This window comes from Bacillus sp. EKM208B, assembly GCF_011800725.1.
GTDB lineage: Bacteria > Bacillota > Bacilli > Bacillales > Bacillaceae > Bacillus > Bacillus velezensis.
Window position 1 is genome coordinate 43,655 of record NZ_JAANHO010000011.1, and the last position, 16,179, is coordinate 59,833.

Below are 16,179 nucleotides of genomic sequence, written 5' to 3' on the forward strand. Positions count from 1 at the left end.
GGAAAAGCATTATTTCTTTAAATTATATAAAATGAGGTGCTCCAATGTCGGTATTTAAAACTCAAGAAACGTACTGGGAAAACCTGTTTGATGAAGAAGACGGCCTAAGCGCATTCCCTTACTTTAAAGCAGCGGATAAAGCATCGTTGGCCCGTACCGGCTACCAGGAAAAATGCATCTGCCGTTCCTTATCTCCGGAAGTATCTCAAAGAATCATCACAATGGCGAATCATTCCGATATGGCGGCCTATCTGATTTTATTGGCGGGTATTGAATGCTTGTTATATAAATATACGGATCAAACGAGCCTGATTCTTGGCATTCCAACGGTATCGAAGCAAAAAGCCGGCCAGTCAGCCGTTAACAACATTGTTCTCTTAAAAAATACGCTTTCAAATGAGAGCACATTTAAAACCGTATTCGGGCAGCTGAAAGAAGCCGTTAATGATTCTCTGAAAAATCAAAACCTGCCGTTTAGAAAAATGGTCCGGCATCTGAGCGTGCAATACAATGACGAGCATATGCCTCTGATTCATACCGTCGTTTCGCTTAACGAAATTCATTCCTTGCAATTTAAAGAAGATACTGCAGCCGATACGCTGTTTCACTTTGATTTGGAGAACAACGGGATTCATTTGAAACTTTTTTATAACGGCAATCTGTACGATGAGCGCTATATCAATCAAATTGTATCCCATTTGGATCAGCTGCTGTCTGTGATCCTGTTTCAGCCTCAAGCCGCGATCCATACGGCAGAGATCTTACCGGAAGCGGAAAAACAGAAGCTATTGTTTGATTTTAACGACACCGGCGCAGATTTCTCCGGGAGCAGAACAGTCTATCAATTATTTGAAGAGCAGGCAGAAAGAACGCCTGAGCATGCGGCCGTCAAGTTTAAAAACGACCATTTGACGTACAGGGAACTGAATGAGAAGGCGAGCCGTTTGGCAAGAACATTGCGTAATTGCGGGGTTCAACCCGATACGTTAGTCGCCATTCTCGCTGATCGTTCTTTAGAGATGATCGTATCCATTATAGCCGTTTGGAAGGCAGGGGGCGCTTATGTGCCCCTGGATCCTGAATATCCAAAAGAGCGGCTTCAATATTTGCTTCATGATGCGGATGCAGACGTTCTCCTTGTTCAGCATCATTTAAAAAACAGTCTCGCCTTTGACGGCCCGGTGATCGATTTGAATGATGAAACATCATACCATGCCGATTGCTCATTGTTATCACCAGTAGCGGAACACAGCCATTTAGCCTATGTCATTTATACGTCGGGTACTACAGGAAAGCCGAAAGGGGTCATGGTTGAACACGGCGGCATTGTAAACTCGCTCCAATGGAAGAAGGCGTTTTTTAAGCATTCTCCGGCGGATCGCGTGCTTGTCTTGTACCCGTATGTTTTTGATGCGTTCATTTTAAATTTCTTCGGCCCGCTCATCTCGGGAGCAACTTTGCACCTTTTGCCTAATGAAGAGAATAAAGAAACTTTCGCCATTCAAAATGCCATAAAACAAGAGAGAATTACTCATTTCTCAACTTCTCCCCGTCTTCTGAAAACGATGATCGAACAGATGAACAGAGAGGATTTCATCCATGTTCAGCATGTTGTTGTAGGCGGTGAGCAGCTGGAAACAGATACAGTTGAGAAGCTGCATTCTCTGCAGCCTCGCATTCGGATCAATAATGAATACGGACCGACAGAAAACAGCGTGGTATCTACATTTCACCCTGTTCAGTCCGCTGATGAACAGATCACAATCGGCAGCCCGGTGGCCAACCATCAAGCTTATATTTTAGGAGCGCAACATCAAATCCAGCCGATCGGCGTACCGGGAGAGCTGTATGTCGGAGGAGCGGGAGTGGCCCGCGGCTACCTCAATCGGCCTGAATTGACGGAGGAAAAATTTGTGGAGCATCTGCATGTCCCTGGTCAAAAGATGTATAAAACGGGGGATCTCGCCAGATGGATGCCAGATGGACGGATTGAATATTTAGGGCGGATTGATCATCAAGTGAAAATTCGCGGCTACCGGATTGAGATCGGCGAGGTAGAGGCAGCCATGTTCAACCTGGAAAACGTTCGTGAAGCCGCAGTCGTCGCGCGGGAAGACGCAGACGGGGCCAAACAATTGTATGCCTATTATGTCGGCGAGGCTTCTTTGACCGCTGCGCAGTTCAGAGAAGACTTATCCCGGGAACTGCCGAATTATATGATTCCCTCCCGTTTTATCCCTTTGGAACGCATTCCGCTCACTTCCAATGGAAAGATTGATCTGAAAGCTTTGCATGCTGCTGACGAAAATACGCGGACGGAAAACGAATACATACCCCCGCGGAACACAATAGAAGAACTGCTGGCGTCCATCTGGCAAGAAGTATTAGGGGCAAAACGTATAGGAATTCTGGATAATTTCTTTGATTTTGGCGGAGATTCGATTAAATCAATTCAGGTGTCATCCAGATTGTATCAAGCCGGATACAAGGTTGATATGAAGCATTTGTTTAAACACCCCTCGATTGCTGAACTTAGTCAGTTTGTAGCACCGGTCAGCAGGGTGGCTGATCAAGGAGAAGTGAATGGCGGAACCAAGCTGACCCCGATACAGCATTGGTTTTTTGAGCAAAAAATGCCGCATGCACACCATTACAATCAGGCCGTCATGTTATATTCGGCGGAAGGCTTTCAAGAGGCTCCGCTTCGCCGGACGATGGAACGGATCGCGTCGCATCACGATGCCTTGAGGATGATCTTTGAAAAAACGCCGGATGGATACGCTCCGCGAATTACAGGAACAGATGAAAGTGAACTATACCATCTGGAAGTGATGAATTATAAAGGGGAAACCGAACCGGCTCAAGCGATTGCCGATAAAGCGAATGAGATTCAAAGCAGCATGGTATTAGACAAAGGGCCATTGATGAAGCTCGGTTTGTTCCAATGTCCGGACGGAGATCATTTGCTGATTGCAATTCATCATTTGCTGATTGACGGAGTATCCTGGCGTATTTTACTCGAAGATTTTGCAAGCGGTTATGAACAGGCAGAACGCGGACAAACGATCCAGCTCCCGCAAAAAACAGATTCGTTTCCATTCTGGGCCGATCAATTGTCCAAATATGCGGCAAAAACCGATATGGAAGAGGAGATTGCGTATTGGACTGAGCTTTCAAGTATAAAGCCTCAGCCATTGCCTAAGGACACTATCAGCGAAGGATCGTTATTAAGAGACAGCGAAGAAGTGACGATTCAATGGACAAAAGAGGAAACGGAGCAATTATTAAAACATGCGAACCGCGCCTACAACACGGATATCAACGATCTGCTGCTGACTTCGTTAGGGCTGGCTGTTCACAAGTGGACAGGCACGGAAGACATTGTCGTGAATTTGGAAGGCCACGGAAGAGAACCGATTATTCCGGATGCTGACATTTCCCGCACGATAGGATGGTTCACAAGCCAGTACCCTGTCGTCCTGAGGATGGAAGCCGGAAAAAACCTGTCGCAGCGGATCAAGATCGTAAAAGAAGGGCTGCGCCGCATCCCTGACAAAGGAATGAATTACAGCATCATTAAATATATATCCGGGCATCCGGAAGCCGACAGCCTGCAGCTGAATCCGGAGATATCGTTTAACTATTTGGGACAATTTGACCAAGACCTGAAGCATCAGGCTTTACGCATCTCGCCTTTTTCCACAGGGTTATCAATGAACGAAAACCAAGAGAGAACGGCCGTGCTTGATTTGAACGGCATGATTGCCGAAGGGACATTATCACTGACACTGAGCTACAGCAGCAAACAATACGAAAGATCTACTATGGCGCAATTTGCCCGGGGGTTGAAAGAAAGTCTGCAAGAAGTCATTGCGCATTGCGTAAGCCGGCAGCAGACTTCTCTCACACCAAGTGACATCCTGTTAAAAGACATCTCAATCGACGAACTGGAACAGCTTTTGGAGCAGACGCGTGAATTAGGCGAAGCGGAAAATATTTATCCATTAACGCCGATGCAGAAGGGCATGCTGTTTCACAGCTTATTTGATCCGAATTCAGGTGCTTATTTTCAGCAAACGATGTTTGATCTGCATGGAGATCTGGAGATTGATTCATTTTCAAAAAGCTTGGAAGGCTTATCGCAAAAATATGACATTTTCCGCACAAATTTTTACAGAGGCTGGAAGGATCAGCCGCTCCAAATCATATTCAAAACGAAAAAAATCGGTTTTCAATTCAATGACTTACGAGAGATGAAGGAATCACAAAAAGAAGCGATGATTCAGCAGTATGCCAGAGAAGATAAGATGCGGGGGTTCGACTTAGAAAAAGGCGCGTTAATGCGGTTATTCATCCTTCGTACGGATGAAAAAACATACCGTTTTATCTGGAGTTTCCACCATATTTTGATGGACGGCTGGTGCCTGCCGCTGATTACAAAAGAAATATTCGAGAATTACTTTGCCTTGCTTCAGCAAAAGCAGCCTGAACAATCATCAATTACTCCGTACAGTCAATATATTGAATGGCTCGGCCGGCAAGATGCGAAAGAGGCCACGGCTTATTGGGATCAGTACTTGGAGGGATATGAGGAGCAAACTGGCCTTCCTAAGGATCACCATGCAGCGGAAGACGGACGATACGTTCCTGAAAAAGTGGCGTGTGACATAAGCTCCGATCTCACTTCGAAAATGAAGCGGACGGCAGGCAAGCATCATGTCACGCTGAACACGCTGCTGCAGACAGCATGGGCGGTTTTGCTGCAGAAATATAACCGAAGCCGGGACGTTGTGTTTGGAAGTGTTGTATCCGGAAGACCTGCTGGAATTCCAAACGTGGAAACCATGATCGGCTTATTCATTAACACCATTCCCGTCCGGTTCCGGTGTGAAGCAGGGACAACGTTTGCCGGGCTTATGAAAGAGGCGCAGGAAAGGGCTGTAGCGTCTCAACAATTTGAGACGCACCCGCTGTACGATATTCAAGCGCGTACAACGCAAAAGCAAGATTTAATTACACATTTAATGATATTCGAAAATTATCCGGTTGATCAGTATATGGAAAGTATAGGCCGCCAGAACGGAACATCCATCAAAATTTCCAACGTACAAATGGAAGAACAGACCAACTACGATTTTAATTTGACCGTTATACCGGGCGACGAGATGAACATCTCTTTTGAATACAATGCAAATGTGTATGATCGGGCAAGCATAGAGCGGGTTCGGGAACATTTCATGCAAATCCTGCATCAAGTCGTGACAGATGCGGATATCCGGGTGGATCAAGTGGAATTGTTAACGGAAGGCGAAAGAAAAACCCTTCTGCAGACGCTTAACGACACGGCCGCGCCGTTTCCGCAGACGCCGGTTCATCAATTATTTGAAGAGCAATCGCAGCGTACGCCCGATCAAGCAGCCGTCATTGATAAGGATAGGCAGCTCACGTACGGAGAGCTCAATAAGCGGGCCAACCGCCTGGCGCGAACGTTAAGAGCGAAAGGAGTGCAGACGGATCAGCCTGTAGCCATCATCACAAGAAACAGCATCGAATCGGTGGTCGGAATCCTTGCCGTTTTAAAATCAGGCGGAGCCTATGTCCCTATAGATCCGGAATATCCGCAAGACCGCATCCGGTATATGCTGGATGACTCCCAAGCCGGAATCGTTTTAATGCAGCGGGATGTCAGGAAACAGCTTGCCTATGAAGGCGCCACGGTTTTACTTGATGATGAAAGTTCTTATCACCAAGATGGCTCTGACCTTGCTCCGATAAATAATGCGAGCCATTTGGCATATGTCATTTATACGTCAGGTTCCACAGGCCGGCCAAAAGGCGTACTAATCGAGCACCGAGGCTTGACCAATTATATTTGGTGGGCGAAAGAGGTTTATGTAAAAGGCGAGAAAGCCAACTTCCCATTGTATTCGTCAATTTCTTTTGATCTGACGGTGACTTCTATTTTCACGCCGCTTGTCACAGGCAATGCAATCATCGTCTATGACGGAGAGGATAAAACAGCTCTGCTTGAATCGATTGTGCGGGACCCGAGGGTGGATATCATTAAATTGACCCCGGCCCATTTGCAGGTTTTGAAAGAAATGAACATTGCCGATCAAACGGCTGTCCGAAGAATGATTGTGGGCGGGGAAAACTTAAGCACCCGGTTAGCCCGCAGCATTCATGAACAGTTCGAAGGCCGGATTGAAATATGCAATGAGTACGGACCGACGGAAACCGTTGTCGGCTGCATGATTTACCGTTATGATGCCGCAAAGGACAGACGGGAAGCGGTACCGATCGGAACCGCTGCGGCAAACACGAGCATTTACGTTCTTGATGAAAATATGAAACCCGCACCGATCGGTGTCCCGGGAGAAATCTATATCAGCGGCGCCGGTGTGGCAAGAGGATATTTGAACCGTCCCGAATTAACGGCAGAGAAATTTGTCGATGACCCGTTTGAGCCCGGAGCCAAGATGTATAAGACCGGAGATTTGGCGAAGTGGCTGGCGGACGGAAACATTGAATATGCGGGCAGAATAGATGAACAAGTGAAAATCAGAGGCTATCGTATCGAATTAAGCGAGATCGAGGCGGCACTGCTTCAAGAAGAAGCGATCAAGGAAGCTGTCGTTACAGCCAGAGAGGATGTCCACGGGTTTAAACAATTGTGTGCATATTACGTGAGCGGCGGACAAACAACGGCAGCCCGGCTCCGGAAACAATTGTCTCAAACCCTTGCGAGTTATATGGTTCCGGCTTATTTTATCGAGCTTGATGAAATGCCTTTAACTTCTAACGGAAAAATAAACAAAAAAGGGCTGCCTGCTCCGGATTTCGAGCTGCAGGACAGAGCAGAGTATAAAGCTCCCCGAACAAAAGCGGAAGAAATATTAGTTTCTGCCTGGGAATCGGTATTAGGCGCTGAAAACGTCAGTATTCTTGATAATTTCTTTGATCTTGGCGGAGATTCCATTAAATCCATTCAAGTATCGTCCAGATTAAATCAGCAAGGATACAAAATGGAAATCAAAGACTTGTTTCAATATGCAACAATTGCAGATTTGAGTCCGCATATCAAGCAGAATCTGCGTATAGCCGATCAAGGTGAGGTCAAAGGAAAAGTCAGCCTGACTCCTATTCAGCATTGGTTCTTTGATCACATAACGACAGATCAGCATTATTACAATCAAGCCGTCATGCTGCATGCGCCGGAAGGTTTTCAGGAAACGCAGCTTCGTCAAACCCTGCAAAAGCTTGCTGAACATCACGATGCGCTCCGCATGACATTCCGGACTACGGAAAATGGCTGTGAGGCACAGAATGAAGAAATCGCCCAAAGCGGACTGTACCGCTTAGACGTCCTGAATCTGAAAGAAGATTCCGATCCGGGGCGTACAATTGAAGCCAAGGCTGATGAGATACAAAGCAGTATGCGTTTAAGTGATGGGCCGTTAATGAAAGCCGGGTTGTTTCAATGCGCAAATGGAGATCATTTGCTCATTGCCATCCATCATTTGATTATAGACGGGATTTCATGGCGCATTTTACTGGAAGATATCGTTAGCGGCTACAAGCAAGCCGAGAACGGGCGAGTGATTCAACTGCCGCAAAAAACAGACTCTTTCCAATTATGGGCTAAGAGACTTTCAGAATACGCGCAAAGTGAAACCATAAAACAAGAACAGGAATATTGGACAAAGATCGAACAAACCGAAGTCAAACCGCTGCCTAAAGATTTTCATGAAACTCATACAACTGCAAAAGACAGTGAAACAGCAGCTGTGGAATGGACGAAAGAGGAAACGGAGCTCTTATTAAAACAAGCGAATCGCGCTTATAACACGGAAATAAACGATTTGCTCTTAACTTCTCTGGGTCTTTCCATATCGCATTGGTCAGGACTGGAACAAATTCCGATTCATTTAGAGGGACACGGCCGAGAACAGATTATACAGGATATAGATATCTCCCGCACGGTCGGGTGGTTTACAAGTCTGTATCCGGTTGTGCTGCACGCGCAGCCGGGCAAAGAGATCTCTGATTATATCAAGACGACCAAAGAAGGATTGCGCCAAATTCCGCATAAAGGGATCGGATATGGAATAGCAAGGTACTTAAGCGGCGGAATGCCATCGAAACTCAATCCTGAGATCAGCTTTAACTACCTGGGACAGTTTGACCAAGATTTACAGCAGCATGGGGTTCAATTATCTTCTTATTCTTGCGGTTCAGACTCAAGCGGAAATCAAGAAAGACCGTATGTATTGAATATAAACGGAATGATCACCGAGGGCCGGTTGAGGCTTACGATCAGCTACAGCAGCAAACAGTACGCAAAAGAAACGATCATGCGGTTATCGGAAACGATTCAAAGCCGCCTGCGGACCATCATTACGCATTGCGTTCATAAAGAACAATCGGAACTGACGCCAAGCGATATTTTGTTAAAAGGCATGTCCATTGACGAATTGGATCAGCTCCTCATTCAACTGCCGCATGCAGGTGAGGTTGAAAACGTGTATCCGCTCACTCCGATGCAGAAAGGAATGCTCTTCCACAGCCTGCTGGACGAGGCCTCAAGTTCTTATTTTGAACAAGCATCGTTCGATTTGCAGGGAGAGTTAAAGATTGATTGGTTTAAAGCAAGCCTTGAACGATTATTTGAAACATACGCCGTGCTCAGAACCCGTTTTTACAGCGGCTGGAACGATACTCCTTTACAAATTGTCTATAAAACGCAAACACCGCAAATTCATTTTGCAGATTTGCGTGATAGAGAGGAGCACCTGCGCGAGGATGCAATCGCAGCCTATCAAAGAGAAGATAAGGCAAAAGGATTTGACTTGGCTCGGGATCGGCTGATGCGCATAGCGATTTTCCGTATGGAAGACCGCAAATATCATTTGATTTGGAGCTTCCATCATATTGTGATGGATGGCTGGTGCCTGTCTCTTATCACGAAGGAAGTGTTTGATCATTATAGCGCCTTACAGGAAGGCAGGGAACCAGAACCGTCATCGGCAGCTCCTTACAGCGACTATATCGAGTGGCTTGACCGCCAAGATCAGGGAGCGGCAAAGCGGTACTGGAGCGGGTATCTTGAAGGATATAAAGGTGAAACCACGCTTCTTCATAAAATAGAGCAGCATGAACAAAAAGAATACGCCTATGCCAATGTGATCTGCCGATTTAATCACGAACAGACAAAACAATTACAGCAGATCGCAAATCAGCATCAGGTTACATTAAATACGTTGATCCAAACGTTATGGGGAGTTTTATTACAGAAATACAGCGGGTCCGCAGACGTTGTCTTCGGCAGTGTTGTGTCGGGAAGGCCGGCGGAAATTCCTGATGTGGAACAGATGATCGGCCTGTTCATCAATACCATTCCGGTTCGCATCCGCTGCGATGAAGACAGCACTTTTGCTGATACGATGCAAATGGTTCAACAAAACGCGCTGGGTTCCCAATCGTACGATACCTATCCTTTATACGAAATTCAGGCCCAAACGGAACAAAAGCAAAACTTAATTGATCATATCATGATCTTTGAAAATTATCCGATAGGGCAGCAAGTCGAAGAGGGTCATGATGCTGCGGATTTAAATATCGTGAATTTCCATATAGAAGAACATACTCATTACGATTTTAATGTAGTTGTCATTCCTGGCGAACAACTCACCATTCATTTTGATTTCAACCAAAATGAATATGGACTATCAGAGGCAGAGCGGATTCGCGGACATTTTGAACAGCTTATGCAGCAAGTATTGCAGCTGCCTTCTGTCAAAATAGAAGAAATGGAACTTCTGACGCAGCAAGAAAAAGAACAGCTGCACAGCCGTTTTCAGTCTAACGAAATGCATTACCCACGTGAACAAACGATTCATCAGCTGTTCGAGGAACAAGCACTCCGGACGCCGGACCATGAGGCGGTTATATTCGAGGAGCAGCGTATGACTTACCTTGAGTTAAATGAACGGGCCAATCAACTAGCACGCACTTTACGAGCTGAAGGCCTACAGGCCGACCAGCTTGTTGCGATCATGGCTGAGCGTTCTCTAGAAATGATGGTCGGGATTTATGCAATCCTGAAAGCGGGAGGCGCTTATGTGCCAATCGACCCGGATTACCCGGAGGAACGCATCCGCTACATCCTTGAAGATTCAGGAGCGACCCTGCTGCTGTCACAGCGTCACGTGAAAGAACGGGTTGCTTTTGCAGGAACGGTCATCGATCTCGATGATACTTCCGTTTATGATGATGACGTTTCTAACTTGGAGCCGCTGTCCGGTGCGGGCGATAGGGCATATGTAATTTACACGTCCGGATCGACCGGCAAGCCCAAGGGGGTTATGGTTGAACATCGTCCGGTTATAAACCGGTTGATGTGGATGCAAAAGGCTTATCCGATCGGCAGCGGCGATACGATTTTACAAAAGACAGCGATCACCTTCGACGTCTCGGTATGGGAGCTGTTCTGGTGGGCTTTGACCGGTGCGAAGGTGTGCCTGCTTCCGCTCGGCGGAGAGAAAGACCCTGAGGTGATTTGGAACACAATAGAAGAGCAAAGTATCACGACAATGCATTTCGTCCCGGCGATGCTGCACGCCTTCCTGAAGTTTGCGGAAACACAGACGGCGAGCGGACAGACAAGCAAGCTGCGTACGTTGCGGCAAGTGTTTGCAAGCGGCGAGGCATTAATGCCGGCACATACGGCAAGATTTCATCGCCTTATTACGCCTGTGAACGGCGCCCGACTGATCAACCTGTACGGCCCGACGGAAGCAACGGTCGATGTCTCGTACTTCAACTGCGAAGCGAACCAAGCGTATGCATCAGTACCGATCGGCAAGCCGATCTCGAATATACAGCTGTATATGATGGCACCGGGATCAATGCGTCTACAGCCAGTCGGAGTACCGGGAGAGCTTTGCATCGCAGGCGACGGACTGGCGAGGGGGTACCTGAACCGTCCGGAGCTGACTGCGGAGAAGTTCGTGGATCATCCGTTCGAACCCGGCAAACGGATGTACCGGACGGGCGATCTGGCGAGATGGCTGCCGGACGGTAACATCGAATATTTGGGACGGATCGATCATCAGGTGAAAATTCGAGGATACAGGATCGAACTCGGCGAGGTGGAAGCTCAGCTCTTAAAGATAGGGTCGGTACAGGAAGCAGTAGTCACCGCTCTTGAAGACGGAGAAAAGCAGCTATGCGCATACTTTTCAGCGAACACCGAGCTGATGGTGAGCGAGCTGCGAATAGCGCTGTCGCAGGAACTGCCGGGGTATATGATCCCGTCGTACTTTATCCAACTGGAGCGTTTGCCGTTAACGGCAAACGGAAAAGTCGACCGCAAAGCATTGCCGGCACCAGAAGGAGGCGTGCAAACGGGGGGCGAATACGTTGCTCCCCGTACAGCGGCGGAAGCGCAGCTGGCGCATATCTGGAAAGAGGTGCTTGGACTTCCGCGTATCGGCGTGAAAGACAATTTCTTCGACATCGGCGGTCACTCGCTGCGGGCAACGACGCTGACGGCGAAGCTGCACAAAGAGATGGGGGTCAGCCTGCCGCTGCGGGAAGTGTTCCGATCGCCAACAATTGAAGAAATGGCAGAAACGATTACCGGAATGAAACACACAGCATATACATCTATCCCGACCGTTGAAGCAAAAGAATACTATGCCGTCTCCTCGGCGCAGAAACGGCTGTACATTTTGAATCAGCTGAAAGGCGGAGAGCTGAGCTACAACATGCCGAGTGTCATGAGAGCCGATGGAGCTCTGGATCGGGAACTTGTCGAGAAGGCGATCCGCAAGCTGATTCAGCGCCATGAAACGCTGCGTACCGGCTTTGAACTGATAGATGGAGAACCGGTGCAGCGGATCTATGACGACGTCCCATTTGCAGTGGAATTCACTCAAGCGAAAGAAGAACAGGCGGAAGCCCTCGTTCATGGGTTTGTGCGGGCATTTGACTTGGAGAAAGCGCCGCTGCTGCGGGTAGGACTGATCGAGCTTGCAAAAGACCGCCATTTGCTGCTGTTTGACATGCATCATATCATTTCAGACGGCGTATCTATCAAGAATTTGATTGAAGAGTTCGTTTCATTATATGAAGGAAAAGAATTGCCGCCATTGCGGATTCAGTATAAAGATTATGCGGCGTGGCAGCTGTCGGATATGCAAAGCGAACGGATGAAGAAACAGGAAGCGTACTGGCTGGATATGTTCAGCGGAGAGGTTCCGGTGCTGGATATGCCAACCGACTACGGAAGACCGGCTGCGCGGAGCTTTGAAGGAGGACAAATCGAGTTTGTCATCGGACCGGAGTTGACGGAACAGCTGAAAGGCTTGGCGGTGAAGAGCGAAAGCACGCTGTACATGGTGCTGCTGGCTGCTTATACGACCATGCTGGCCAAATACAGCGGGCAAGAAGACATCGTAGTAGGCAGCCCGATTGCCGGAAGAACCCATTCGGATTTGGAAAGCTTAATCGGCATGTTCGTGGGCACACTGGCGATACGAACGAATCCGGTCGGGGAAAAAACATTCCGGGAGTACGTGCAGGAAGTCAAAGAGCATACATTAAAAGCGTACGAAAACCAGGAGTATCCATTCGACGAACTGGTGGACAAGCTGAATGTGTCCCGGGATTTCAGCCGCCATCCGCTGTTTGACACGATGTTCATATGGCAAAACACAGAACGGGGAGAATTGAGCCTCGATGATGTGCGTTTTACCCCTTATCCGGACAACCATGCGATGGCGAAGTTCGACCTGACGTTCCAAGCGGCAGAAAATGAAGACGGAATTACAGGTATGATCAGTTACGCGGCGGCGCTGTACAAGCAGGAAACTGCGGAACGCATGGCAAAGCACTTTATCCAATTGATCGAGGCGATTGCGAATGATCCGCAGGCGCCGCTTTCATCGCTGGAGATGATCACCGCGAAGGAGAAAGAGCAGATTGTGGAGAGATGGGGTCAACCGGCGATAGACTGCCCACGGGACAAAACAATTCACCAATTGTTCGAGGAGCAGGCGGAGCGCACGCCGGAACATACGGCCGCAGTTTACGAGAAAAGCCGATTCACATACCGTGAGCTGAATGAGCGGGCCAACCGCCTGGCGCGGATTTTAAGAAGCGAAGGCGTGCAGCCTGACCAGCCTGTGGGTATTCTGGCAGAACGTTCTCTGGAAATGATCGTGGGGATTATGGCGATCCTGAAAGCCGGGGGCGCGTATGTGCCGATGGATCCGGACAGCCCGCAGGAACGCATCCGCTATATTCTGGAGGATTCAGGAGCAAAGGTTCTGCTGGCACAGCCCCATTTACAAGATCGTGTATCCTTTGCCGGAGAGATTTTACTGCTGAATGACGAACGAATGAACAGCGGGGACGGCTCGAATCTGGTGACGGCAGCCGGACCGGATCACTTGGCGTATGTGATCTACACATCAGGCACAACCGGCAAGCCAAAAGGCACGCTGATTGAGCATCGCCAGGTCCTTCATTTGATGGAGGGGCTCCGCGGACAAGTGTACGGTGCTTATGATTCGGGATTGCGTGTGTCTCTGTTGGCACCGTACTATTTCGACGCATCGGTCAAGCAAATTTTCGCGGCACTGTTAGGGGGACATGCACTGTATATCGTCCCTAAAGCATCAGTATCAGACGGTTATGCCTTGTCAAACTATTATCGCACCCACCGCATTGACGTAACAGACGGAACACCGTCACATTTGCAATTGCTTATCGCTGCAGACAGCCTTCATGGGGTAACGATCCGGCACATGCTTATTGGAGGAGAGGCGCTCCCGCAGGCGACGGCGGCGCAATTGCTTGAATTGTTTGCTTCGAACGGGTCATCAATGCCGCTCATAACCAATGTATACGGTCCGACGGAAACCTGTGTGGATGCATCGGTCTTTCATATCGTACCGGGGACATTGGCATCCGCTGACGACGGCGGTTACGTGCCGATCGGCAAGCCGCTGGGCAACAACCGTGTGTATATTGTTGATTCCCATGATCGGATGCTGCCTATAGGTGTAAAGGGTGAGCTGTGCATCGCCGGAGACGGAGTAGGACGAGGGTATCTGAACTTGCCTGAATTAACGGGCGAAAAGTTTGTGGCCGATCCGTTTGTAATCGGAGAGCGGATGTATAAAACAGGCGATCTTGCCCGTTACCTGCCGGATGGAAACATTGAATATGCCGGAAGAAAGGATCATCAGGTCAAAATTCGCGGTTACCGGATCGAACTTGGCGAGGTGGAAGCCGCTCTTCTCAACATCGAGCATGTACAAGAAGCGGTGATCCTGGCCAGAGAAAATGCAGAGGGGCAAAGCGATTTGTATGCCTATTATACAGGGGAGAAGTCACTGCCGATCAATCAGCTTAAAGAAAAACTCTCCGATCAAATACCAGGCTACATGGTTCCTTCATACTTGATGCAGCTGGAGCAAATGCCGTTAACCTCCAATGGAAAAGTGAATCGCAGCGCGTTACCGCTGCCTGAAGCAGGCTTGCAGACCGGGATTGACTATGTTGCTCCAAGGACAAAACCGGAAGAGCAGCTGGTTCACATCTGGAAAGAAGTATTGAAGGTAGAACAAGTCGGCGTCAAAGATAACTTTTTCGATCTCGGCGGGCATTCGTTACGGGGGATGACGCTCGTTACCAAGATCCATAAGCAATTCGACAAAAGCATTTCATTGAGAGAAGTGTTTCAATACCCGACGATTGAAGAAATGGCGAGGGTCATTGCAGGCGCGGAAACCAGCGGACCGGATGAAATCCCTGTTGCAGAAGCCAAAGATGTTTATCCTGTATCTTCTGTACAAAAGATGGTTTACCTGTCTACACAAATTGAAGGCGGAGAACTAAGTTACAACATGCCGGGGATTTTGACATTGGAAGGCAGGATCGACATGAATCGTTTACAATCTGCGTTCCAAAGTCTGATCCAGCGCCATGAATCGCTACAAACCGGATTTGAAATGGTCCGCGGAGAGCTGGTGCAGGTGATCAAGCCGCAGGCGGATTTCTCTATAGAAAGGTACAAAGCAGCTGATGAGCAGGTCGAGGAGCTGTTCCGCAATTTCGTGCGGCCTTTCGATCTCAGTCAGGCTCCATTGCTTCGGGCCGGACTCATCGAATTAGAACAGGACAGACATGTTTTCATGTTTGACATGCATCATATCGTTTCAGACGGCGCTTCTATGAATATTTTTGTTGAAGAACTGATTCAATTGTATGACGGCAAAGAATTAACCCCGCTCCGGATTCAATACAAAGATTACACTGTATGGCAGCAGCAGGCGGAGCAGAGGGAACGCATCAAGAGGCAGGAGAACTATTGGCTGAACGTATTTCATGAGGAACTCCCGCCATTTGAGCTGCCGAAAGATTTTGCCAGACCGCGAATTCGAAGATTTGAAGGCAAGCGATACAATTTCGCTCTCGATGAGACCGTGGTCCAGGGGATAAAACAGATGGAAGAATTGACCGGATCGACCGCTTACATGATCTTGCTGTCAGCCTATAACATACTGCTGGCCAAATACAGCGGTCAGGAAGATATCGTCGTCGGTACGCCTATTGCGGGAAGAATGCATGAAGATTTACAGCATATTATCGGGATGTTTGTGAATACGCTGGCCATCCGTACGGCCCCGGCTGGAGAAAAGACCTTTATGGACTATGTAACGGAAACAAAAGAAACGATGCTGAAAGCTTATGAAAATCAAGAATATCCTTTTGAAGAATTAGTTGAGAAAATGGGAGTGAAACGGGACTTAAGCCGTAATCCGTTATTCGATACGATGTTTGTTCTGCAAAATACGGAACAAACGGATATCGAATTGGACTCTCTCGCGGTGAGACCATATGAACAAACAAATACGGCGGCCAAATTTGATTTGCAGCTGACCTTCGTGATGAATCCGCACGAGATACAAGGAAGCTTTGAGTACTGCACGAAGCTGTTCAAACAGAAAACCATCGCTACGCTGAGCAAGGATTACGCCATGATTCTGTCGGCGATCATAAAAGACCCATCGATTCCTTTAAAAGAAATTCAATTAAGTGAGAAAGTAAACAAAAGTGAACACTTTGCAAGCGAAATCGAATTGAATTTCTAAAAACGGCCGGTACCGG

General features: G+C 48.0%; 1 protein-coding gene. It reads left to right on the forward strand.

The window, feature by feature from the left end; all coding sequences use genetic code 11:
* The first annotated feature begins 44 nt into the window (after positions 1-44).
* On the forward strand, positions 45-16,163 hold the full coding sequence (locus G9F75_RS17130; RefSeq protein WP_167409257.1) for a non-ribosomal peptide synthase/polyketide synthase: 16,119 nt from the start codon (positions 45-47) through the stop codon (positions 16,161-16,163).
* The last annotated feature ends 16 nt before the right edge of the window (positions 16,164-16,179 follow it).

Coding starts and splice junctions, on each gene's coding strand:
- G9F75_RS17130 (WP_167409257.1), top strand. CDS start 45: ATGTCGGTATTTAAAACTCAAGAAACGTACTGGGAAAACCTGTTTGAT.